The organism is Alienimonas sp. DA493, from assembly GCF_043951915.1.
Taxonomy (GTDB): Bacteria; Planctomycetota; Planctomycetia; order Planctomycetales; family Planctomycetaceae; genus Alienimonas.
In genome coordinates this window covers 1-23,291 of sequence record NZ_JBINJD010000057.1, presented here as the reverse complement: position 1 = coordinate 23,291, position 23,291 = coordinate 1, and the positions used below count along the sequence as shown (strand labels likewise).

The following is a 23,291-nucleotide window of genomic DNA, read 5'->3' as shown; positions in this document are numbered from 1 at the left end:
GGAACGCTCAGACGCCGGTTGCCGCGTCGACGGCGGCGATCGCCGTTTCGCACAGCCGATCCGCCAACGAAACCGGCATCCCCACCGCCGGCATCAGCACCAGCGTGTCGCCCAGCGGGCGGAGGATCAGCCCCCGCTCCCGGGCGGCCAGCACGGCCTGATGCCCCATGCGGCGCTCCGGCGGGTAGGGGCGGTGCGGTTCCCGGGACGCGACGAGGTCGATCGCCGTCATCACCCCGCACTGCCGGACGGCGGCGACGTGGGGGTAATCGGCCAGCGGGGCCAGCCGTTCGCCGATCGCCGCGGACAGCGCCCGGGCGTTGGCGGGGCAGTCGTCCGCCTCGTACTTCTCCAAACTGGCCAGCGCTGCGGCGCAGCCGAGGGCGTTGCCGGTGAAGGTGTGCCCGTGGAAGAAGGTGCGGAGTTCGTGCGGCTCGCCGAGGAAGGCGTCGTAGATGCGGTCGGTCGTCAGGGTCGCCGCGACCGGCAGGTAGCCGCCGGTCAGGCCCTTGGCGGTGCAGAGGAAGTCGGGGACGACGCCCTCCGTCTCGCAGGCCCAGGTCCGGCCGGTCTTGCCGAAGCCGACGGCGACCTCGTCGGCGATCAGCGGCACGTCGTGCTTCGTGCACAGCTCGCGGATCGACCGCAGGTAGCCGTCCGGATGCATCAGCAGCCCTCCGGCCCCCTGCACCCGCGGCTCCATCACGAGGGCCGCCACCTGCCCGGCGTGTTCCCCCAGCAGCCGGTCGGTTTCCGCCAGCGCCCAGCGGGGCAGGGAATCGGCGTCGTGCCCCTCCGGCAGGGCGTAGGGGTAGCCGGGCGGGGTGGGGGAGGGGACGGCGGCGGTTTGGTAGAACAGTTCGCCGTACATCGTATGGAACAGCGAGATCCCGCCCACCGACGCCGTGCCGACGGTGTCCCCGTGGTAGGCGTGCGAGAGCTTGAGGAACAGGTCCCGCTTCTCCGGCTTTGCCTTCTGCCGGTGGTACTGGAAGGCCATCTTCAGGGCGACCTCCACGCAGGTCGCCCCGCTGTCGCTGAAGAAAACCTTCGTCAGCGGCTCGGCCGTCTCGTTTCGGGGGGCGATGCGGACGAGTTGCCGGGCGAGTTCATCCGCCACGTCGCACCGCAGGCCCAGCAGCGTGCTGTGGGCGACGCGATCGAGCTGCGCCCGGATCGCGTCGTCGAGCTCCGGCACCCGGTGCCCATGGACGTTGCACCACAGCGAGGAGACGCCGTCGAGATAGCGTTTGCCGGCGGTGTCGATCAGCTCGAACCCGTCCCCCGCCGCGATGACGGGGGCGCGCTCCTCCGCAAACGCCTGCATCGGCGTGAACGGGTGCCAGAGGGGGGAATCGAAAGTCATCGCTCACCCCGCTCGTTCACCGTTTCGGAACTGTCTTCGGTGGCGGAGGCGGAGAGACCGGCCGCTTCTCTGCCGTCGTGATCTGTGGCGGAGGCGGAGGATTCTCGCTGAGGTGGATGACTCTGCCGCCGCTTTGTCTCTGTTTCGCCTCTTGGGGCGGGTACTGGTGCTTCTTCCCCATTATGCGTCTCCTGGTGTGTTGATGCACTCCCTCCATCGTCGCGGTTCACACCTCCGGAGACAATATCGACCTCCTGCTGAGCATCGCGGATCTCTCGGAGAGACTCCTCATTTTTGAGGATCGCTGAAGGCGTCATTTTTTGTGGAGGAAGCTCGAACTCAACCATTTCGACCAACTCCGCAGGAAGGAGCATCGCCTCGATGAGGGGCAGCTCCACCCGAGTTCCGTCGGCAAGAATCCACTCACAGCGAGTCATTAGGAAGTGCCCTGAATCCGATGTGTCCGGCCACTCCATCGGCCATCCATAGAGCGTCCTCTCGTCCTTCAACCGCAGATAAGTGAACCTCGGGAATTTCGCGAATCCTGCGTACCACTCACTCGGTAGCGACGTCCGTTTCGTAATCCAATCCGGCAGCCAGCCATGAGGGGCATTGCTGTTAGACATCGCCGCTGCTAAAGCGCCGATCGGTCCAGCAAGTAATACACCAACAGCGAATCCTCCAGCTTCGGTCCAGACGCCGAGGCTGCCGAAGCGGTGACCTGCCCAAAGCGAGAAACTTTGTAGACAGACGGTCGCGGCCTGCACGAACGCCGTGAAGATTAATGCTTCCACTACCCTCTCAAAAGGCGACTGACGCGGATGTGCAGTGAATCCATAGAAGATCCACGCCGCTACGAATCCAGGCAGCAGGAAGTAGATGACCTGCAATAGGTCGGTACTCGGGAAGCCCATCGCCGTTTAAGAGGTAGTGGAGAGGCGAGATGGAAAGCGTTCGCCGCTCACCCCAGCAGGTCGCGAACCGTGTCGCGTTCGCTTTTCAGTTCGTCGACGCTGGCCTGGATCTTCGCTTGGGCGAACTCGTCGTAGTCCCAGCCCTCGACCACCTGCCAGGTGTCGCCGTCGGTGCGGAGGGGCATGCTGCAGATCAGGCCCTCGTCGATGCCGTACTGGCCGGTGGAGCAGATCGCGGCGCTGAACACCTCGCCCTCGGGGGTGGGGCGGGTGATGTCCTTCAGCGTGTCCAGGGCGGCGTTCGCGGCGCTGGCGGCGGAGGAGGCCCCGCGGGCCTTGATGATCGCGGCACCGCGCTGCTGCACGGTGGTCAGAAACTCGCCCTTCAGCCAGTCGTGGTCGCTGATCGCCTGCGGGACGGGCGCGCCGTTGATGCTGGCGTGGTCGAAGTCCGGGTACATCGTGGGGCTGTGGTTGCCCCAGATGGCAAGCGATTTCACGTCCCCCACGCCGACGCCCGCCTTCTGGGCGAGCTGCGACTTGGCCCGGTTCTGGTCCAGCCGGGTCATGGCGAACCAGTTCTCCCGCGGGACCCGCGGGGCGTGGCTCATGGCGATCAAGCAGTTCGTGTTGCAGGGGTTGCCGACCACGATCACCTTCACGTTCTCCGCGGCCGCCGCGTCGATCGCCCGGCCGGTGGGGCCGAAGATGCCGCCATTGACCTTCAGCAGGTCGGCCCGCTCCATCCCCTGTTTGCGGGGGACGCTGCCGACGCACAGCACGAAGTCGGCGTCGCGGAAGCCGTCTTCCAGGTGGTCGCTGTCGGCGGTCGTCACGCCGGCCAGGGTGGGGAAGGCGCAGTCGTCCAGCTCCATCACGACCCCGCCGAGGGCGTCCATCGCGTGGGGCAGTTCGACCAGATTCAGGTGCACCGGCGTGTCCGGGCCGAACACCTCGCCCGAGGCCAGGCGGAACAGCAGGGCGTAGCCGATCTGACCGGCCGCCCCGGTGACGGCGACGCGAACGGGTTTCGACATGACGGAGTTTTGGAGAGGGCGACGGGAATTCGGGGGCCGAGAGCCTACCCGGCCGTCCCGCGGCCCCCAAGTCGGAGGCTGGCCTCCGGCTCCGGGAGGAACCCTAGAAGACCGTCGCGTCCGCCTCGCCGACCCGCACCGCCGTGCCCGGCTCCGCCCACTTTCGCTTCACGACCCCCAGCGCCACGTCGTCCGCGGCGCTGGTGACGACGCCGACCTCCTCGTCGTCCGCCGTGACCGGCGCGCCGCTCGCCGGCGCCAGCGAGCCGGGAGCGAGCTTCAGGCCCCGCAGCAGCTTGTTCACCTTGCCCAGCGCCCGCACCCGGGCGACCGGCTCCTGGCCGAGGTAGCACCCCTTCGTGTAGCAGATGGCCCACGGGCGGTCGGCCTCCATGCAGAGGTTCGCCTCCGTCAGGTCCGTGCCGATCAGCGGCAGCTTGGCGTCGATGCGGGCCTCCTCGCTCAGCGTCCAAGCGTCTTCGGAGGGGTCGCAGAGGTGAAACAGGCCGCCCTCCAGCGGATCGCCGGGCGGCCAGCCGTCGGTCCGCGACTCGAACCAGAGCGGATCGCCGGTGCGGTCGGCGAACTCCACGTCCTCCATCAGGGCGTACTTGGAGAGGTGCGTCACCAGCCCGGGCCCTTGGCCGGGCGTGCCGACGAAGGTGACGGTCCCGGGCTGCGGGGCGTCCTTCAGCAGCCAGCCGTGGCCCAGCACGCGGGCCTTTTCGCTGGTGAAGAAGGCCTCGCAGGCGTGCTCGGCCTTCAGCAGGTCGTTCGTGCAGAAGTTCTGGAGGAACTTCGCGGCGTCCGGCCCGGTGACGGCGAGGCAGGTCCAGCCGGTGAGGTCGAAGGCGATCATCAGTCTGCGGGGGAGTCCGGAGCGCGACGCTCCCGCCGGGCGGCGGCGAACGAGGCGGCGCTGCGGCGCCGCCGAACCCCGATGCTCGCGCCTCAGGCCGCCGCGTCAATCCGGAAGGCCCCGGGGCGGCGTCCCCCGGGTCACCGCACCGGTACGGCCCGGGGGTAGGCGATCAGGCTGAGGGCGTCCACGTCCAGGGTGCCGCTGCCTTTGACGGCGACCCGGACGATCATCTCCCGGGCGTCCGGCGGCACGGGGATGCGGCGGCCGCGTTCGTCCCAGTCGAAGGTGCCGGCGAAGGGGCCGATGAACCCGCCCGGCAACTCCCGGCGGACGCTGTCGTAGAAGTAGATCGCCGCCCCGGCCGGCGGACCGCCGCCGGCGGGGGGGGTGAGCGCCTCGCCGCGGACGCGCATCGCCAACCCCACCGCCGCCACCCGGCGGCCGTCCACCGGCAGACCCTGCAAAATCTGGGCGAGGCGGTCCGGGTCCTTCGCGGCGATCCGCAAATACCGGGCGCCGTGCGGGGCCTCGCCGGAATTGGCCGAGAGCCCGCCCAACTCGGATTCGCTGGCGACCCGGGCGCCGGACTCGCCGTCGCGGGCGTCCGGCATCAGCAGGGTTTGCCGCTGGTAGTGCCAGCCGTCGGCCCGGCCGTCGCCGTTCTCGTCCAGCTCGAAGGAGGCGTTCGCCACCCGCGGCCGCAAGCCGTCCGGCTGAATTTCGCGGCGCTCCTCGCTCTCGCCGGTCATCGGGACGAAGAACGTGGGCACCAACTGTTCGTCGGCCAGTTCGCCGTTCCGCTTGGTGAAGAGGTGGAAGGTCTGCTGGAAGCGTTCGCCCAGCGGAACCAGCAACTTGCCGCCCTCGGCGAGCTGCTGGACCAGCGGCCGCGGCACGCTCTCGGGGGAGCAGGTCACGATGATGCGGTCGAACGGGGCGTGCTCCGGCCAGCCGAGGTAGCCGTCGCCCACCTTCACCCGGACGTTGTCGTAGCCGAGCCGCTCCAACCGTCGGGCGGCGTCCCGGCCGAGCGGTTTGACGATCTCGATCGAGGAGACGTCCGCCCCCATCGCCGCCAGCACCGCGGCCTGATAGCCGCTGCCGGTGCCGATCTCGAGGACCTTCATCCCCGGCTTCACGTCGAGGGTCTCGGTCATGTAGCCCACGATGAACGGCGGGCTGATCGTCTGGCCGTGGCCGATCGGCAGGGCGGCGTCGGCGTAGGCCCGGCGGTGGTCCTTGGAACGGACGAACTCGTGCCGGGGGACCGTCCGCAGCGCATCCAGCACGCGCTCGTCCGTCACGCCCTCGGTGACCAGCGCCCGCTCCACCATGGCGGCCCGTTCCGCGGCCCGGTCGTCCGCCGCCGGCGCCGCCGACGGAAGAACGCCGAGCAGGCAGGCGGCGAGCGTCAGGACGGGGCGGAGGCGGGGCGGGGCGATCATCGAACGGGCGTCCGGCGCGGCGGGGGCGAGGCGTCGGGCCACTGTAGGAAGACGCCGCAAACCCGGGGAGACGGTTTCGCCCCGCCGCCCGTCCGGCGGCGGTCTACCCTTCCTCGTCCAGCCCGTCGTCGTCCTCGCCGTCGGCGGCCGGATCGGGCAGGGGGCCGAGTTCGCTCAGATCGCCGCCGATCTCCACCTCCGCCACCTCCTCCAATCGGAAGGTCCGACCGTTGAGCCAGATTTCGACGTCTTCCAACGCGGCGACCTCCTCGTCCTCCGGCCCTTCCTCCAACAGGTCCAGCGCCCGGCCGAGAGCCCATTCGAACTCCTCCTCCGTCACCTGGAGTTCGTCCAGCACGGCCGCCCGGGGGGTGATGAGGACCTCGACCTCGCCGTCGCCCGCGGCGGCGTCCGCCGCGGATCCGTCCTCCTCGGAGGAAAAATCGGGGGCGGCGCCCGAGTTGTCGGCTCGGGGATTCCCCTTGCCCTCTGCGGCGGCGAAGTCGGGCTTCGCGGAGCCGCGGGCGTCGGGGGAGATCGGAGGATCAGGCATGAAAAAGTGGCGGTTTGATGGATTCCCGGAGCCGCGAAGATGGCAGGCCCCGAGCGATTGGCCTAAGACTGCATTGTTCGTACCAACGACAGTCGTGGATATGTGCGGGGCGTGAATCCCGGGTTCATCATACGGTTGTTCAGGTATGAGCCAGCCCTTCCAGCGTTCTGAAGGAGGCGTGCCGTGTCCAATTTCCCCGTCCTGATTTCCGTCCTGCTGGCGCCCGCGTTCCAAGGCGAGCCGGCGGGGCCGGAGGTCGGCCCGGCCCGCCCCCCGTGGGCCGAGGCGGCAGTCGTTCGCTCCTGGGCGGACGAACGCTTGGGGGGCGAATCTGTGATGACGGATCGCGCGGGGCTGATCTATGCTGCCGGGCCCCCCGCCGACGTCGACGCCCCGGTTCCGACGGTTCGTCCCTTGCAGGAGCCTTCCTCGCAGGACGACGCGGAGCCGCCCGCGGACGATCCGACGCCCCGCCCCGCCCCCCGCCTCGAAGGCGACCCCGTGCCCGCGCCGCTCGATTCGCTTGCCCCGCTCCGCCCGGGGCTCTCCGACCAGCAGTACTACGAGGCGCTGGCCGACCTCGTGCTGCCCAACGGCCTGGTGCTGGACCGCAACAGCGATCGGCACACCGTCTCCAGCGCCGCGACCGGGTTGGTGGGATACGCCCTGGCGGTGCTCGCCGAGCGCGGCGTCGCGGACCGGGAGGAGGTCGCCGCCCATCTGCGGCGCGGCTTCGAGACGACCCGGGCGGCCAATCCGGCCGCCAACCGCGGCTGGCTGGCCCACTTCACCGACCCGGACGGCGCCCCCAAGGAGCACAGCGAGGTGTCGACGATCGACACCGCCCTGTTCTACGCCGGGCTGCTCAAGGCGGCCGAAACGCTGCGCCTGGCGGACCTCGAGCGGGACGTACGTGCCGCCGTGGCGGAGGTGGACGTCGCCTTCCTCTCCCGCGAGGGCGTATTCCTGCACGGCCTGGAGTGGACCGGCGAGCCCGGCGCCGCCCCGCCGCGGATCATCCCCTACACCTGGAACGACACCAGCGAGGGGGCGATCCTGTATCGCCTGTTCGGCCTGCCGTTCCACCCGGCGACGCACCGCACCGACCTGCCGCTGTTCACCTACTTCTACCCGCTGGTCCTCTGGCCGGAGTGGGACGAACCGGTCGGCAGCGGCCGGCCCGGCGGCGTCGCCTGGAACCCGTCCGGCTCCCCCTCGACCGAACCCTACCGCTACGAAGGCCCGGACTACCGCCGCCTGTTGGCCGCGGCGATCTCCTGGCAGCACCGGACGCTCGGCCACGCCGGGGTGACGGCCGCGGACGGCCCCGGCGGGTACACCGCCTTCCGGCCGACGCTGGTGAGCCCGCTGATGCTCTCCAGCCTCGCCCCCCGCTTCGTCGAGGCCGCCGACACCCTGCGGACCTACGACCTGGACGCCACCCTGCCGGCCTACGACCTGGACGCCGGCTGGGACGCCCCGGACCGCTTGGGAATCGACTACGCCAGCTACTTCCTGCTGCGGGCCGAGGTGATCGAACCGGGGCGCCTCTCGTCGGACCAGACGAACGGCGGTCCGGGCCGGCCCGTGCTGACGGCGGAAGTCGAGTAGACTGCCGGGGGCGTCGCCTGATCCGTGAAGAGCTCCCGATGATGCGTTCGCCCCGCCGGTCCGTGCTGACGGCGCTCGCGGTCGCGGCTCTCTGCCTCGCCCCGTCGCTGCTGTCCGCCCAACCGACCTCGGCCCTACGGGGCGACGCCGGGGGAAAGCGGGACCCGGCGGGCATCCTGCCGGACGTTTCCTTCGCCGGTGACCGCCGGGGCGAACGCCCGCGGCCGGACCGCGACCCGACCTGCACAAGGCACAACTCGCCCGCCGCCTGAAGCCGGCGAACCGCTGAACGGAGCGAACCGTGGCCTTCCGCATCGTCTTCCAGCCCTACGACCACAACCTGCTCACGCTGGCCGCGGGCACGGGCGACGCGGGCAGCCGGGCGGCGGTCGAACGGTTCGCGGCGGAGCAGGTCGAGACCTTCCGCCGCGACCCCGTCGCGATGCGGCGGGCGGCGGATTTGGCCCTCTCCGTAATCGACGACGGCTTCCCCGCTCGGACCGACGAGCCGGAGGAGCCGCACCGCCGCGACGCGGCGGAACTACTGGTGCGGGCGTTCCTCGATCGACGGGCGGCGACGGACCGGGAGTTCCGCTATTTCGATCTGTTGGACGCCTTCCCCGCCGGCTTCTTCGAACCGTTCCCGCAGGTCCGCACGGCGTTGGAGGAGGGCCGGCCGTGGTTCGGCGCCGCCTGCCCGGAGGAGCGAACCTACGGCACGCTGACCCGCGACGAGGTCCGCCGCTTCGCCGCCCGCTGCGACGAACGGCGGACGGACTTCGCGGCGCCGGAGTGGGACGTCGATCCGCTGCGGAACGTGCTTCGGCCCGCCGCCGACCGCGGGTGCGACCTGTGGTTCACGCTGTAGAGCCCAAGAACGCTGCCATGCAAATGCGTCGTCGAGAGCGCGTTTCTGGTGACCGCAGCGAGGCTTACCAGCCCGGAGCGCAAGCTCCGGCCGTGCGTCGTGCGGCTCGACGGCGATGCCGCCGGCCGATGCTTGCGCATCGGGCTGGTATTCGCCGCTACGCTCTGCAGGAGAACGTTTTTGGGGCGACGGCGAACCGGGGGCGAAGGGTTACTCCGCCGCCTCGCTGAGCCGGCGGAGCTTTTTCATCACCAGATCGAGCCACGCCTGGAGTTCCTCCAGACTCTCCCGGCTGAGATCGTCCGGGCGGGTGAGCACCGCGTCGCCCTCGGCGAGGGCGCAGGCCTCGGTGCGGGTGGGCGACTTGCGGCCGGCGAAGGGATTGTGCGGGGCCGGGCCGGCGGGGCGATCGTCGTCGGCCTGCGCCTCTTCGTCCGGCTCCGGCGCCACGACGGTGAGGTCGGCGACCGGCACGCCGTCGCCGTAGCCCTCCACGAAGGCCCACACGCCGTCCTCGGAGAGCCCCTGCACGACGCCCTCCTGCTCGTCGGCCTCGTCGTCGTCCTCCTCCTCCGACGACTCGGTCCAGCGGACGACGTCCCCCTTCTTCGGCACCGGCGGGGCGGAGGCGTCGAAGGCGGCGAGCTCCGGGGCGGCGCCGTGCGGCGCCTGCTCCGCGTCGGCCAGTGTGTTGCCGCGGAGCAGGCCGGCGTGCACCAGCGAGCCGCGGAAGTCCGCCAGGAACCCCTCCACCTTGTCCGGCAGGAAGCCGCTGTCGGCGACCAGTTCCGGCCCCAGCACGTCGTCCGGCGGCAGCACGCCGTGCGGGCGGTAGCGGGTGTAGACGTCCCGGTAGATCGTCGGCGACAGCGCCGCCGTCCGCAGCGCCGCCCCGTGGCGGGGGTGGGTCGGGGGAAAGTTGGCCAGATCGACCGTCAGCTTCGCCGGCACGACCCGGCCGTTCCGTTCCTCCACCAGCCCGAATTTCTTCAGGGCGGACATCGTCATCCGGGCGGTGCCGTGGTTCTTGCTGTAGCCGATCAGCTTGGCGGCGCTGTCCGGCGAGGCCCCGGCGGTGCCGACGCCCTCGTACAGCCGCGTGGCCCGGGAGATGGCGTCCGGCAGGCCGACGGAAGGGTAGTTGGGGCTCCGCTGCCGGGCGGCGGTGTCGGAATCGGAAGAGGAGCGTTTCGCCAAGGCAGAGGGGGGAGTCGGAGAAACGAGGAGGGCGAATCTGGACGGGTGCACATCATAGGTCGCCGGGAGGGAGATCCCACCGAACCGTGGTTCCGACCGCGGCGGACACGACTGCCGAGCCATTCGGAGCAGCCTTTCCCGGTCGGGACGGCCCGGCTAGCGTAGCGAGTATGACCGGGCCGGATCGCCCCGCCAAAGATCAGGAATTGCTCGCAACGGCGAGGAAAGCGACGGTCTACGATCGACGTTCCACGGAGCGCGGGACGCGGAAAGCCCCCGGGGAGGCGGCCGACGACGTCCTTGACGACGACGCTGACGGCTCCCGGGACAGTGCGACGTCCGAACGGACGGTCAGCGGTTCGGGCTCGACGAACGTCGACCCGACGAAGCGTCCGGCCGGGCCCCGATCCCCCGCGGCCCGTTCGGCGGACCGCTCCGCGGAGGCCGGGGCCGCCGGTGCGGTTGGGAAGGGCGAAGACCGAGGCGATCCGCCCGATCCGCGGCCGCTGAAGGCGGCGGTCGGCGAGTTTCGTCTCAGAGAGCGACTGGGCGGAGGGGCGTTCGGGGTCGTCTATCGCGCTTGGGATCGCCGCCTCCAGAAGCCGGTGGCCGTCAAGCTGTTCGCTCCGGACGGCGGCGATCGGCCGACGCTGGTCGAACGGATTCTCCACGAGGCCCGGGCCGTCTCCCGGCTCGACCATCCGAACATCGTCCGCGTCTTGCGGGTGGAGACGGCGCCGCTGTCGCCGGCGCTCCGCACCCTGCTGGAGTGGGAACGCGACGAACACGACCCGCCGTTGCCTTCGGGACCGCGGGCCGCGTCGGAGTCGGACGGCGGACGGGCCGGGGAGCCGGGGCAGATCGACCGGCCGTCCAGCCGAGAGGTGGGCTACATCGTGTCCGAGCTGATCCTCGGGGGGACCCTGCAGGAACAGTTCAACGCGACCGTGGAGGGGCGATCGCCCGTCGCGCCGGAGCCGAAGTGGACGACGCCCGTCGGCGCCCTCCGCTTCCTCATCCCGATCGCGGAGGCGGCCGGTCACGCTCACCGCAACGGCGTGATCCACCGGGATCTCAAACCGGCGAACGTGCTGCTCACGCCGGAGGGACGTCCGATGCTGGCCGACTTCGGGATCGCCCGGGCGCCGCACCGGCCGTCGGCGGACGACACGCTCGGGGCGCCGGCTCATCAGACGACGTTTCTGGACGGTTCGGAATCCAAGACGCTCAGCGGGGAGGGACGCTGGCTGGGCACGCCGGCGTACATGGCGCCGGAGCAGGCCTCGCAGCGGTCCGCCGACATCTGCGCGGCCACGGACGTGTGGGCCCTGGGGGTGATCTTGTGGGAACTGCTCGCCGGCCGGCGGATGTACCAGGGCGGCGGTTTAGAAATCATCGATCGCATCCTGCGGGAGCCGCCGCCGCCCCTGCCGTCGCACGTGCCCGGCCCCGCGCGGGAGGTCGTCCGCACGGCCCTGGCATTCGAAGTCGCCGACCGCCCCAAAGACGGCGCGACGCTGGCCAGGATGCTGCACGAGGCGGCGGACGTCCTGGCGCCCGACGCCGGTCCGCACGCCCCCCCGCTGCTCCGCCGCCGCGCGGCGTTGCTCGGGCTCGCGGCCGCCGGCACGCTCGCCGCCGTGTGGGCGGTCGAGGCGACCCGGGAGCGAACCGCCGCGGACCCGGCGACGACTCCAGAACTCGCCGTTGACCCGACGCCCGAACCGCCGCCGCTGGCTTCGGTTCAGATCGAAACCGTCCCGGAGGGGGCGGAGGCCTGGTTGATCCCGATCGACGGGTACGGCGACCCGCGACCGGACCGGGGGGTGATCAAAGCCCCGGGCGTGACGCCGGCCTCCGTGAGGGCGCCGGCCGGCTGGTACCTCCTCGTGGCGAGGAAGTCGGTCGTGGAAGACGGCGCTCCCGCGAACTATTGGCACGAGGTGGAACGGTACGTCGCGGAGCCGCCGGCGGACGCCCCCGACGACCCGGCGGACGGCGGACGCGACACGCCCTACGGCGGCGGGTCGCTGTCCGTGACGCTCTTCAAGTCGTCGGACCTCGGCGGCGCAGCGTTGTCCACAGTGCCGGGCGGCGAGGTGTCGGCGCCGCGATTCCGGCCGATGGCGGAGGACGGTCCACCGTTCGACATGGTGAGGTATCAGGTTCCCCAGTTCTACGCGGCGACGCGGCCGCTCGAGGACGAAGTCGGCGAGCCGCGGGTCGGAATGAGCTACACCGCGGCGGCCGCGGCGCTGGAAGAACTGGGGCTCCGTCCGCCCTCCCGGGCGGAGGTGGCGGCGCTGCGGAAGTCCGGGGCGGTCGACGAAGCCGGGCTCCGCCTCTGGACCGCGTCCCGCCAACCCTTCCCGCCCGGGATGCGGGCCGAAGACGTGGCGCCGGTTCCCTTTCCGGAATACCGACGTCTGGTGATCGCCGGCGGCCGCGGCTCCGGGGCCGCCGGCGACCAACTCGCCGGGAGCGGGGCGTCGGGGGGGGACCTCGGCGTCGTCGGCGTCCGCAGCGACATGCCGCGGATCCAAGCGGAGCAATTTCCGCGGATCCTCGGGGACGCGAACGACGCGGACCCCTGAGCCGCCGCGGATCCGGTCGCACGCCGGCCGCATCCCGTGACGCGACGGGGGCCGGGGCGGCTCAGAGGAGCTGGTGGAACGTGCGGGTCGTGTAGACCTCGCCCGTCGGTGCTTCAATCTCGTAATAGTAGACGCAGGTGCCGCCCGACTGCAGCTGTTTGAGACGGACCGACGGGCGTCCGCCGACCACCGCCGGCAGCGGGTTGATGACGTTGGGATAATCGCGAGGCAGCATCTCGAAGCCCAGATGAATCACCGACGTCTGGTCCGGAAAGCCCCTTCTCCGGAGCGTCAGGGTGTGAGCGGCGACGACTCGGCCCGGACGCCGGTTCAAATCAGGCGTTCGGAAGACGATCGTGCTCGACGCCGTCCAATCGATGGACCAGCCGGACGGGGTCCGAAAAACGCCCCCGGGCCCGGCAATCTGTCCAAGTTTCCCGGAGAACCGCGGGGAGAGCGGCCGGCACGGCAGTCCGCCGGGCAAGAGGGGGCGACCGCAGTACGACCCGTCCGCGGCCAGCGACGGGGTAAAACACCCATCCGGGCAGACTCGTTCCTCTTTGCCGTCGACGACGTACGTCGATCCGCTGTTGCAGTCGATCGGTTCGGAATCGTTGACGCGTCGATACGTCGTGTAGTGCTCGAACGAGCCCGTCTGAAGATCGTGAAACTCCATCCAGTAGAGCGGGCAGTGCAGAACGCCGCTGTCCTTGGGCGGACACGGGCCCGGAATCTGCGGCGGGGGACAGATCGAGGGGCCGGGCGCCGGACGACCCGAGACCGCCCGCGGCGGGCAGACGAACCGCGGAGGTTGCAGGCGGACGACGCACGGCCTCGGCGGGTCGCCGCACGTCGCGATCGGCGGGCGCGCGACGGTCGCGGGGGCGGGGCAGACGACGGCCGGAGAACAGCCCGAAGCGGGCGGCGGGACGCAGGCCGGGGCGCCGGACGGCAAGCCCAGCAGCAGGCTGAAGGCGAGAGACTGAAGCATGGCGAACACCGGCGTTCACGCGGTGGGGAGCGGATTGTGCTCCACGCAGAGCTGCGGGAGATTCCCCAAATTACCCAACCTGTCTCCCCGCCGTCAGCCGCCTGTTCAGTCCCTCCGGACGGCACGCCGGTGCGGACCGTTGGGGCCGCACCGGCGCGCCGTCGCGGCTATTCGGTGCTCTTGGCGAGGCACCAGACGCCGTGGTCGGTGCGGAGAACGAGGGCGTCTTCCGTCACGGCGGGGCTCGCGTTGCAGCGGCCGGCGTCGGGGCCGAGGGGGTTCACCCGCTCGATCTGCAGCGTGTCGGCCGGCGTGATGACGAAGGTGTCGCCGGCCCGGGTGGTCGCCAGGATGCGCCGGTCGGCGCCGGAACCGACGAGAACCGGGCTGGCGTAGAGGCTCACGCCGCCGCGGCCGCGACGGCCTTCGCTCTGCGTCAGGCCGTCGTCCGGTAGGCGTTCTTTGAAGATCGTCTCGCCGGTCTGGGCGTCGAGAGAGAGGGCGAGGCCGCGGTCGCTGAGCCAGAACAGCCGTTCGCCGCCGTCGTCTTCGCCGTTCCCCCGTTCAGAGGGAACCCGGATCAGGACCGGGCTGGGCACGTAGGAGCCCTCGCGGGTGGTCCAGAGAACGGCGTCGTCCGCGGCGGGGTCGCCGCCGGTCGCCGTGCCGAGCGTCACCGCGGCGCCGCCGCCCTGCCGGCCGCCGACGACGTAGACCGGGCCGCCGTCCTCGTCGGCGACGGGACTGGTGCAGGCGGAGCCGTCCACGGGGATCTCCGCGTACCACAGCAGGCCGCCGGTGGCCGGGTTCAGGGCCCACAGTTCGTCGGGGATCGGGAACAGCAGTTCCTGCCGGTTCGGAGAGGCGGCGTTCGAGGGGGAGGTGCGAACGATCGGCGTCGCCCAGCTCTGGTTCAGGCTGCCGGCGCTGGCCCGCCAGACCTCCTCGCCGTTCGCCGGGTCGAGGGCGATGAGGGCTTGGGCCTCCTCGCAGGCGTTGACGATCAGCAGCGTGCGGGGCCCGCCGTCGTCCCCCTCGACCTCCACGAGGATCGGGCTGGCGCCGCTGCCCCAGCCGCGGGGGCCGCTGTCGGTGCCGACGTTCGTCCGCCACAACTCCTTGCCGGCCAGGTCGAAGGCCAACACACCGGTCTTGCCGAAGTGGACGAACACCCGCTCGCCGTCGGAGCAGGGGGTGCTCGTGGCGTAGCCGTGCTCGGAGATAAAGCCGCGGTAGGGATCTTCCTCGGCTGTGCTGGGCACGTCGGCCCGCCAGACGACGGCGCCGTCGGCCAGATTCAGGCGGAGGAGGTGGCGGACGAGCGCGTTCACGTCGCCCGGATTGCGTTCGTCGACGCCGTAGCCCGTGTAGCAGGTCACGAATACGGCGTCGCCGACGACGATCGGGCTGCTGGCGCCGGGGCCGGGCAGGTCGACGTGCCAGCGGACGTTCTCCCCGGTTTCGCCGTTCCAGGAGAGCGGCGGGGCGGCCGCGGGGGCGACGGCCCGCCCGTCCGGCCCGCGAAAGCGGGGCCACGCGGCGTCCGGCTCCGCGGCGGGAGCGAACAGCAACAGGGCGACGAGCGGTGCGGCGACGGACATGCGGGGGCGATCGGGGAGGGGAGACGAACCGGAACCGGGGCGGGCGGCGCGGGAAACGCCCCCGTCGGATCAACCCCGCGGAGGCGAAGGGGGGCCGGGGAAAGCGCCCGTCAGTCCGCGAAACGCGCTCACGCCGCCGCGTCCTCTGCTCCCCTCTCCCCCAAAAGGGGGCGAGGGGGGATACGGTCTGCGGACGTTGAGGAGCGGTTCGTTCCACTCTTCTCCCCTCTCCCTCGAGGGAGAGGGGCTGGGGGTGAGGGTGGGGCACGGTTCATCCGCGTCCGCTCTCCGCGGTGAGCTTCCTGCGGGAGAGTCGGCGGACGGTGAACAGCGTCCGGGCGTCGCTGCCCCCTCACCCCCGACCCCTCTCCCCCAAAAGGGGGGCGAGGGGAGTTCCGGTTGCGGCGGCGTCCCCGCTCAGGCGGACTGCCCCGCCGCCATGCAGGCGGCGACGATCTTCAGGTCGTCGTAACTCACCGCGCCGTCGAGGTGCTCGAAGGCCGGTTTGAGGCGTTGCAGACCGCAGGCTTCGAAGGCCTCCCGGGCCTGGCGGGCGACGGCGGGGGCCACCCAGGTGGTGGGATCGTCGTGCTTCGTTTCCAGGATGTAGTCCCGCAGGTAGCCGACGGCCGTGCGGTCGGTGACGCCCAACTCCCGGGCGGCGTCCTCCACCCCCAACCCGTCGCGGAACAGCGGGAAGGCCGCGGCGGCGTTTCGGCTGATCGACCGGCCGCCGCCGAACATGCTCCCGCCCGAGCCCCCGCCGGTTCCGCCCGCGGCGCCGACCTCCACGTCCACCGTCAGGCCGTGCTCGGAGCAGTGCGCATTGATCTCCTCCAGGAAGCGCTCGCCGAAGTCCTCCAGCTTTTTCGGGCCGACGCCGACGCAGTGGCTCAGCCCCTCCTCGGTGGTGGGGCGGCGGCGGGCCATGTCCTTCAGGCTGGCGTCGTTGAATACGATGTAGGCCGGCTTGCCGATCTCCCGGGCGACCTCCCCCCGCACGCCGCGGAGGTGCTCGAACAGCTCCTCGTCCACGCCCTCCCAGTCGTCGGCGGCGCTGCGGCGGCTCGGCCGGTCCGCGGAGACCTTCTTCGCCGGGGCCAGCAGCACCGGTTTGCGTTCCCCCTTGAGGAGTTGCTGGCCGGCCTCGGTGATGTGCAGCGTGGCGTACTCGCCGGCTTTGGCCAGAAACCCCTGCCCGACGAGCTGTTCGATCCAGTCCCGCACCGCCTTTTTGGGGTGCTCCGACAGCAGCCCGTAGGTGCTGAGGGCGTCGTGGCCCTTGGAGAGCACCGCCTCGCTTTTGGAACCGGTCAGCACCTCCGCGGTGTGGTTGCCGCCGAAGCGTTGGTCCAAGCGGTACACGCAGCTGACGATCTTCTGCCCGAGAACCAACGGGTCGTCGACGGTTTCCACTTCGCCGAGGCAGATGTCGCAGGCGCCGCAGTCGTCGCCCTCCAGGTCCTGCCCGAAGTACCGCACGAGGGCTTTATGGCGGCAGAGCGCCCCCTGGGCGTAGTCGTAGAGGGCGTTGAGAGACTGCTCCGCGTTAGCCCGGGGTTCGGGGGGGAGTTCGCTGAGGGTGCTTTTCCAGAACCGGTAGTCGCCGCCGCTGTGCAGCAGGAGGCATTCGCTGGCCAACCCGTCGCGGCCGGCTCGGCCGGCCTCCTGCTGGTAGTGTTCGATCGACTTCGGCATCCCGGCGTGGACGACGAACCGCACGTCCGGTTTGTCGATGCCCATGCCGAAGGCGACCGTGGCCACGACCACGTCTTCCTCGTCGGCCAGGAAGGCGTCCTGGGCGGCGGTGCGTTCCTCCTTGGTCATCCCGGCGTGGTAGGCGATCGCCCGCACGCCCAACCCCCGCAGGGCGTCGGCGGTCTCGTCCACCTTCTTGCGGGAGATGCAGTAGACGATGCCGCTCTCGCCCTCGTGCCGCCTGACCACCTCGCGGATCTGGTCAAGCGTTTTGGAAGCGGGCCGGGCCCGGAAGGTGAGGTTCGGCCGGTCGAAGCTGCCGACCAGCATCGCCGGGTCGCGCAGGTTCAACTGGAAGGCGACGTCGTCGCGCACCTTCTCGCCGGCGGTGGCGGTGTAGCCGTGCATCGCTGCGTCGGGGAACCGCTCCCGCAGCATGCCGAGCTGGCGGTACTCCGGGCGGAAGTCGTGCCCCCACTGGCTCACGCAGTGGGCCTCGTCGATCGCCACGAAGCTGACGTCCAGCCCGGACAGGAAGTCCAGCATCCGGTCGGTGACGAGGGTTTCCGGCGCCGCGTACAGGCAGGCGAGTTCCTTCTCCCGCAGCCGGCGGGCGACCTCGATCTTCTCCTCCGGCGGCAGGGTGCTGTTGACGAACGCCGCCGGCACGCCGATCGCGGACAGCGCGTCCACCTGATCCTTCATCAGCGCGATCAGCGGGCTGACGACGACCGCGACGGCCCCGGTCCGGCGGTGCAGCACCGCGGCGGGGGCCTGATAGCAGAGGCTTTTCCCGCCGCCGGTCGGCAGCACGACGACGCTGTCCCGGCCGCTCAGGCCGCACTCCATCGCCTCTTTCTGGAGGGGGCGGAAGCTGTCGTAACCCCAGTAGTCCCGCAGGACGGCCCGCAGTTCCGCCTCGTCGTCCGCGGCGGCGACGTCGCCTGCGGCGGCGGCGGGCGCCGCGTCGGCCGGCGGATCCGACGGGGGGGCCGACGGGGGGAGATCCGGGGCCGCGTCGGTGTCCGCCTGTTCCGTGCTCATGGCGGGATTGTGGGGCGGCGGGGACGAACGCTCAACCCGCGTTCCGGTCGCCGGGCGGCCGGGCGGGGCGGCGCCGGGGGACGGTTCAGCCTTTGGGGCGTTCGACGCCGGTGAGCAAGTCGTGCTCGTCGTCGGGGTTCGCCTTCGGCAGCACGCTGAACGTCCCCCCCGGTTCCAGCACGACCGCCCCGACCTCCGCCCAACTGCCCATCCCCGCGGACCGAACCGCCCCGCGGACTTCGCCCTCGGTGACCCGCTGCCGTTTGAGGGCGTCGTGCAGGAACTCGCCGCGGTGGTACAGCAGCGCCGGATGGGAGAAGACCGCTTTGCGGAACCCGTCGTGCCGGGCGGCCAGCCAATTCATGCCGTATTGCAGGCCGAGCAGCGTGACGACCGCGGCGGCCCCCTCCAGCAGGGAGGTGTTCGCCCCCAGCGCCACGCTGCCGACGATCGCGCCCTGGGCGACGGTGACGATCCAGTCGAAGTTGTTCATCTGCCCGGCCGCCCGCGTGCCGGCCAGCCGGAACAGCAGGGCGACGATCAGGAAGGCCAGCGCCGACAGCGCCACGACCTTCCACACGTCCCCCGGCGGGGCCCACAGCCAGTCGCCGCTGGCGGGGGAACCCGGGTCTCCGGGGGTGACGGATTGCGGATCGGGCACGGCGAGCGGTCGGGAAGGGCGAAGCGGCGGGCGACGCGGGGGCGGGTCAGGTGCGGTCGGTCGGTTCCGGGGCGTCGGCCGCGTCGGCGGCGTAGCGGCGGGTGAACGGGGCCGCGGTCGCCCCGTGGACCAGCGTGCTGCCGGCCACCGCCAGGGTGACCGCCGGCCACAGGACGGGCAGATCGGCGTGATACTCCGCCGCGTAGTACAGGGCCGCCACGCCGATCGGTCCGAACCAGCCGGCGAACAGCCGATCGCGGTTCTCTTTCAGATCCGGCAGCAGGGCGGGGAAGAACCGGCCGATCAGCCAGAGCCACGGCGGGCGGCGGACCAGCAGCAGCGCCGCGACGAACGCCGGCCCCCGCCAGCCGAAGGCCGCCCACTCCCCCCACGGCAGCACGGCGCCCAGCAGGCCGAAGATTGGCAGCAGGAAGAACTGGTTGACGGCGTCCTGAATCTCGCCCTCCTCCCGCCGTTCGTCCCCCGACAGGCCCCAGGTGAAGGCGAGCGCCGCGGCGAACACCGCCAGCGGGCCGCTGACCCCCAACACGCCCGCCGCCCCCAGCACGGCCAGGGTGAGGGCCAGGGCGAACGCCAGCAGGCCGGTCTCGTCGGTGTCGCGTTCCCGCTCGGACCAGTTCAGCAGGAAGGCCGCCGCACACCCGCACGCCGCCCCCAGCAGCGCCGCCCCGACCGCCTCCCGCAGCACGGCCTCGGCGAACCAGTTGCACCAGCCCTCCGCCGCGGCGAGGGAGCCGGCGAGTCCGGCGGCGGCGAGGGCGACCAGCGGCACGGCGAGGCCGTCGTTCGTCCCGCTCTCGGCGCTGATCGCGTGCCGCAGTCGACCGGGCAGGCGTTCGCGGGCGAAGTCGCCGGAGACCACCGCCGAGGCCAGCACCGGGTCGGTCGGCACCACCGCGGCGCCGACCAGCGCCGCCGCCCACCTGTCCAGCCCCAGCACGACCGCTGCGCAACAGGTGGAGGCCGCCCACATCGCCAGCATGACCGGCCCCAGCAGTGTGCCGATCGTCGTCAGGTGCGCCCGCGACAGCACGCACCGCCGCGGCAACCGCAGGGCCACGCCCGTCAGCCCGATCGCCAGCGTCAGCAGCGCCGCCGGCTGCATCCACCCGGCCGGTTCGCCCCAGTCGGTCGGATCGAGCCACCCCAGGCCGACCGGCCCCGCCGCGATCCCCCCCAGCAGGGCCAACAGCGGCCCGCTGGTCCCCGCCGTCCGGGTGATGCGGCCGTGAAAGGCCGCGATCGCCATCACCACCGCCCCGCCCAGCAGCAGGACGAGGTCGAGATCGAACGCCGCGGCCGCCGCGGACTCGGCGGCTTCGGCCGCGGCTGCGGCGTCGGAGCGGTCGGCGTCGGGCGGGGCGAAACGCATCACCCCCGCATCTCACGCCCCCTCGCCCGGAGCCGCAACCGGGCCACCCGGATCCGCCCCGACCGCCTGCCGCAGCCAACGAACGGCCGTCGACCGTGTTTGCCCAGCCGGCCGGCCGGGCGCGTCCAGCCCGGTCGTCTCGCGAATCAAACGTTCGAGTTCGACGCCGCTGATCGCGAGGTTCATTGCTTCGTACCGAATCACCCTGCCGCTCCGCAGCCGGACGCACAGCCGGTCCGGGCCGCCGTCCTCCCCCAGCGCCTTCCGATCGCCCGTTCCCACGGCCCAGAGCTGAACCACGTCCGCGGTCCGCACGGTCCGACCCTTCGTCCAGACGAGCAACGGCTGACGGAGGACGAACCGGTCCGGACGAATCGCCACCGCCGCCGACGGCTCGCGCAGTTCCGAGAGCCCGAGGGCGCCTGCCAGCAGGGCGACCGTCCCGATCGGCGCTCCGAACCACCAGAACCCTGCATCGACCCGCGCGTCCCCCAGCCCCAGTTCGGACATCGCCGCCCCGCCCACGATAAACAGGCCGATGCCGCCGAACAGGACCAGCCCCCAGACGCAGAACGGCCGCGCGAACACCCGGATGACCGGCCCCTCGGCGTCGACGGCGGTGCGAGCCCCTATCATGCCCCCAACGTACCGACCTCCCCTCCAGATCACTCGACCCCCATGGCCGATCGCGTTCTCATCTTCGCCGGGCCCGATTACGAAGACCTCGAACTCTGGTATCCCAAGCTGCGGCTCGAGGAGGCCGGGTACGAGGTCACGCTCGCCGGCGACGAGGCCGGCAAGAGTTATCAGGGCAAGCACGGCTACCCGTGCACGAACGACGCCGCGGTCGGCGATCTGTCGGCGGACGACTTCGTCGCCGTCGTCTGCCCCGGCGGGTGGATGCCGGACAAGCTGCGCCGCGACCCGGCCGTGCTGAACCTGCTCAAGGCGTTCGACGCCGCCAAGAAGCCGGTCGCCGCGGTCTGCCACGGCGGCTGGCTGTGCTGCTCCGCCGATATTTATCGCGGCGTGACGGTGACCGGTTCGCCGGGCATCAAGGACGACTGCGTCAACGCCGGGGCGACCTGGGTGGACGAGCCGGTGCACGTCGACGGCCACCACGTCACCAGCCGCCGTCCGGGCGACCTGCCGGACTTCATGCGCGGCTTGCTCGGGCTGCTGCGCGGCGAATGATGGGAGCGAGGAAGGACCCCCGCCCCCCCGATTCGAGCCCCCCGATGCTCCTGCGGTCCGTGCTGACGCCCGCCCTCGCCGCGGTCCTGCTGGCCGGTGCCCTCGCGGCGCCGGGCGCCCCCGCACAGGAGGCGGACGGGGAGGAGACGCCCGCCCCGCTGATCGCCCCGCGGCCGGCCCGCCAGGTGGTGAGCGCGGAGCGGATCGCCGCGGCGGTCGAGGACCTCGCCGCCGACGACTGGGCGACCCGCGAGGCCGCCAGCCGGTTGTTGGAGGGCACGCCCGCGGCGACGGACGCCCTGCAACAGGCCGCAACGGACGCCGACCCGGAGCGCCGCACCCGGGCGGTCGCGGCGCTGTCGGAAGGCGTTTGGCAGTCGGCCCGGCGCGGCGATGTGGCCGCCACGGCGGCGTACGTGAACGCCCTCGCCGCCCTCATCGCCGCGGCCGACGCCGCCGAGGTCGATCCGCCCGCCGTGGCCGCCGACGGGGCGGACGCCGAACCGGCCCCCGCGGAACCGAACGCGGCGGAACCGAACGCGGCGGACACGAACCCGGCGGACACGAACCCGGCGGAGGCGGCCCGGGTTGCGGAGGCCGCGGGGGCGGCGAAGTCGGCGCTGGGGCTGTTTCCGACGTCGATCACCCCGTTGGCCATCGCGGAGGTGCGTCGGCACGGCGCCGCGGTGATGCGCACCGAACAGTTCAACCGCGGCTTCGGCCCGGCACTGGGCGGGGGGAACCGGGCCACCTGGGCGATCACCCTCGACGACCGCTGGACCGGCGGGGAGGAGGGCCTACAACACCTCCGGGCGATCGCCGGGCTCGCTCAGGTGCACCTCACCGACGACTGCCCGATCCCCGAGGCGGCCCGAGCCGGCTTGATCGCGGGAAAATACGGCGATTTCAGCGTGGAGCGCCGCGGCAAGGCGTTCCTCGGCGTGTCCTTCACCACCGGCGGGGCCGGCGGGTGCCAGATCGATCGTGTGACCGCCGGCGGGCCCGCCGCCCGGGCCGGGTTGCGGCCGGGGGACGTGATCGTGCAGTTCGGCGACACCCCCATCAACACCCCCGCCGCCCTGCTGGACGCTATCCGCGAGGAGGGAACTGTCGGCGAGGCCACGCCCGTCACCGTGGTCCGCCCCGGCGGCGGCGAGGCCGTCATCCCCGTCACCCTCGCCCGCTGGCCGGACCGCCCGCTGGAGGACCCCAACGACGGCCGGTTCCTCCCGCGTCCCCAGCCGCTGCCCCGCCTCGTGCCCCCGGCGAACGGCTTCCCCCCCGAGGACGCTGAGGACGATCTGGACTCCCCCTTCGGCCCGGACCGGCCCGCCGAACGCATCCCCGGCAACGGCGATCCGGCGGACCTGGGCGATACCGACGACTGACGGGCCCGGCCCGCGGGGACTAGACTGCCCGGCCGCTCGCCCGACCCGCCGCGCTCGTTCCCCGATGGCCGACTCGCCCGCCGACGCTCCCGGGCCGCCCCTGGCGGACGGCCCGATCGTGCTCGCCAGCCGCTCCCCGCGGCGGCGGGCGCTGTTGGAGATGGTCGTCCCGGCGGAACGGCTGCGGACTCTCGCCCCGGCCGATCCGGCGGAGGAGTCGCTGGACGGCTTCACGACTTGGCGGGAGATCGAAGCCGGCCTGCTGCGGATCGCCGACGCCAAGCGGGACGCCGCCCTCGCCCGCATCGCCGCCGGCGACCCGCCGGACGAGGATTCCGAGGAGGAGCTGGCCGGCCGGTGGAGCGCCGTGATCGCCGCGGACACCGCCGTGGTCGCCGGGGCGGAGGGCGGGGAACTGCGGGACGGGGAGTTGACGACGCTCGGCCAACCGCCGGCGGACGACTGGGAACGCACGGTGCGGGGGTGGTTCCGCAAGCACTACATCGGCCGCACCCACGTGACCGCCACCGCGGTGAGCGTCGCCGTGCACGCCCCCGCCGGCCCCCCGCCGCCGGGACGCCCCCCCAGTCGCGAGGCCGGGCCGGTTCGCACCGCCCACATGGTGATCCGCACCCGGGTCACGGTGCGGGCCGACGCGGAGCGGCACCTCGAACGCCTGTTCGCCGCCGCTGAACCTCCCGGCCGGGCCGGCGGCGTGGCGATCGGCGGGCTGTTCGGGGCGTTGCTGGTCGAACGGGTGGACGGCAGCCTCTCCAACGTCTCCGGCCTGCCGCTGCGAGAAACGATCGAACTGCTGGCCGGACTGGGCGTGGAGCTGTGAGCGAACTGTCTTTCGAAGCCGCCGCGTCCCGGA

General features: G+C 72.0%; 20 protein-coding genes. 7 read left to right on the top strand and 13 right to left on the bottom strand.

Annotated elements, in window-relative coordinates; all coding sequences use genetic code 11:
• Positions 1–7: 7 nt before the first annotated feature.
• The 6 genes from bioA to ACG2DA_RS10710 all read right to left on the bottom strand — a co-directional run bounded on the left by bioA (position 8) and on the right by ACG2DA_RS10710 (position 6,177).
• Positions 8–1,366 carry an adenosylmethionine--8-amino-7-oxononanoate transaminase gene (gene bioA / locus ACG2DA_RS10735; protein WP_395255615.1) on the bottom strand — a complete coding sequence of 453 codons (1,359 nt, stop codon included), beginning with the start codon at positions 1,364–1,366 and terminating at the stop codon, positions 8–10.
• Complete coding sequence (locus ACG2DA_RS10730; RefSeq protein WP_395255614.1) at positions 1,363–2,256, bottom strand: DUF6338 family protein; 894 nt, start codon at positions 2,254–2,256, stop codon at positions 1,363–1,365. The genes bioA and ACG2DA_RS10730 overlap by 4 nt, the downstream gene beginning before the upstream one ends.
• A 71-nt stretch (positions 2,257–2,327) precedes the next feature.
• Positions 2,328–3,317 carry a malate dehydrogenase gene (locus tag ACG2DA_RS10725; RefSeq protein WP_395255613.1) on the bottom strand — a complete coding sequence of 330 codons (990 nt, stop codon included), beginning with the start codon at positions 3,315–3,317 and terminating at the stop codon, positions 2,328–2,330.
• Between the two features lie 103 nt (positions 3,318–3,420).
• Positions 3,421–4,176, bottom strand: coding sequence for a YgfZ/GcvT domain-containing protein (locus tag ACG2DA_RS10720; protein WP_395255612.1), 756 nt, complete (start codon positions 4,174–4,176; stop codon positions 3,421–3,423).
• A 140-nt stretch (positions 4,177–4,316) separates the two neighbouring features.
• Positions 4,317–5,624 carry a protein-L-isoaspartate(D-aspartate) O-methyltransferase gene (locus ACG2DA_RS10715; RefSeq protein ID WP_395255611.1) on the bottom strand — a complete coding sequence of 436 codons (1,308 nt, stop codon included), beginning with the start codon at positions 5,622–5,624 and terminating at the stop codon, positions 4,317–4,319.
• A 103-nt stretch (positions 5,625–5,727) separates the two neighbouring features.
• Complete coding sequence (locus ACG2DA_RS10710) at positions 5,728–6,177, bottom strand: hypothetical protein (RefSeq protein ID WP_395255610.1); 450 nt, start codon at positions 6,175–6,177, stop codon at positions 5,728–5,730.
• A gap of 183 nt (positions 6,178–6,360) precedes the next feature.
• Between ACG2DA_RS10710 and ACG2DA_RS10705 the strand changes: the two genes are divergently transcribed.
• Genes ACG2DA_RS10705 through ACG2DA_RS10695 form a run of 3 tightly spaced genes read left to right on the top strand, consistent with a single transcriptional unit; the run spans position 6,361 to position 8,656 of the window.
• Entirely contained in the window at positions 6,361–7,788 is a 1,428-nt protein-coding gene (locus ACG2DA_RS10705) for a hypothetical protein (RefSeq protein WP_395255609.1), read from the top strand.
• Positions 7,789–7,829: 41 nt separating this feature from the next.
• Entirely contained in the window at positions 7,830–8,060 is a 231-nt protein-coding gene (locus ACG2DA_RS10700; protein ID WP_395255608.1) for a hypothetical protein, read from the top strand.
• Positions 8,061–8,089: 29 nt separating this feature from the next.
• Positions 8,090–8,656, top strand: coding sequence for a hypothetical protein (locus ACG2DA_RS10695; RefSeq protein ID WP_395255607.1), 567 nt, complete (start codon positions 8,090–8,092; stop codon positions 8,654–8,656).
• A 210-nt stretch (positions 8,657–8,866) separates the two neighbouring features.
• Here ACG2DA_RS10695 and ACG2DA_RS10690 read toward each other — a convergent pair whose 3' ends face one another.
• Entirely contained in the window at positions 8,867–9,853 is a 987-nt protein-coding gene (locus tag ACG2DA_RS10690; protein ID WP_395255606.1) for a hypothetical protein, read from the bottom strand.
• Between the two features lie 170 nt (positions 9,854–10,023).
• Between ACG2DA_RS10690 and ACG2DA_RS10685 the strand changes: the two genes are divergently transcribed.
• Positions 10,024–12,447 (top strand): serine/threonine-protein kinase, encoded by a 2,424-nt coding sequence (locus ACG2DA_RS10685; protein WP_395255605.1) that lies wholly within the window; start codon positions 10,024–10,026, stop codon positions 12,445–12,447.
• A 61-nt stretch (positions 12,448–12,508) separates the two neighbouring features.
• On the opposite strand, the gene ACG2DA_RS10680 is transcribed toward ACG2DA_RS10685, so the two are convergent.
• From ACG2DA_RS10680 to ACG2DA_RS10655, 6 genes are all read right to left on the bottom strand, one after another.
• Positions 12,509–12,703: a hypothetical protein gene (locus ACG2DA_RS10680; RefSeq protein WP_395255604.1), complete on the bottom strand. Its 195-nt coding sequence runs from the start codon at positions 12,701–12,703 to the stop codon at positions 12,509–12,511.
• Positions 12,704–13,605: 902 nt separating this feature from the next.
• Positions 13,606–15,039 carry a PQQ-binding-like beta-propeller repeat protein gene (locus ACG2DA_RS10675; protein WP_395255603.1) on the bottom strand — a complete coding sequence of 478 codons (1,434 nt, stop codon included), beginning with the start codon at positions 15,037–15,039 and terminating at the stop codon, positions 13,606–13,608.
• A gap of 417 nt (positions 15,040–15,456) precedes the next feature.
• Positions 15,457–17,781 carry a DNA helicase RecQ gene (gene recQ / locus ACG2DA_RS10670; protein WP_395255602.1) on the bottom strand — a complete coding sequence of 775 codons (2,325 nt, stop codon included), beginning with the start codon at positions 17,779–17,781 and terminating at the stop codon, positions 15,457–15,459.
• An 85-nt stretch (positions 17,782–17,866) separates the two neighbouring features.
• A complete protein-coding gene (locus ACG2DA_RS10665; protein WP_395255600.1) occupies positions 17,867–18,442 on the bottom strand; it encodes a DUF421 domain-containing protein in 576 nt (191 codons plus the stop codon).
• Positions 18,443–18,488: 46 nt separating this feature from the next.
• Positions 18,489–19,835: a cation:proton antiporter gene (locus ACG2DA_RS10660; protein ID WP_395255599.1), complete on the bottom strand. Its 1,347-nt coding sequence runs from the start codon at positions 19,833–19,835 to the stop codon at positions 18,489–18,491.
• 12 nt (positions 19,836–19,847) lie between these two features.
• Positions 19,848–20,471, bottom strand: coding sequence for a hypothetical protein (locus ACG2DA_RS10655; RefSeq protein ID WP_395255598.1), 624 nt, complete (start codon positions 20,469–20,471; stop codon positions 19,848–19,850).
• 42 nt (positions 20,472–20,513) lie between these two features.
• Between ACG2DA_RS10655 and ACG2DA_RS10650 the strand changes: the two genes are divergently transcribed.
• The 3 genes from ACG2DA_RS10650 (at position 20,514) to ACG2DA_RS10640 (ending at position 23,258) form a co-directional block, all read left to right on the top strand.
• Entirely contained in the window at positions 20,514–21,029 is a 516-nt protein-coding gene (locus ACG2DA_RS10650; protein WP_395255597.1) for a type 1 glutamine amidotransferase domain-containing protein, read from the top strand.
• 44 nt (positions 21,030–21,073) lie between these two features.
• Positions 21,074–22,417 carry a PDZ domain-containing protein gene (locus ACG2DA_RS10645; protein ID WP_395255596.1) on the top strand — a complete coding sequence of 448 codons (1,344 nt, stop codon included), beginning with the start codon at positions 21,074–21,076 and terminating at the stop codon, positions 22,415–22,417.
• 64 nt (positions 22,418–22,481) lie between these two features.
• Complete coding sequence (locus ACG2DA_RS10640; protein WP_395255595.1) at positions 22,482–23,258, top strand: Maf family protein; 777 nt, start codon at positions 22,482–22,484, stop codon at positions 23,256–23,258.
• Positions 23,259–23,291 lie beyond the last annotated feature (33 nt).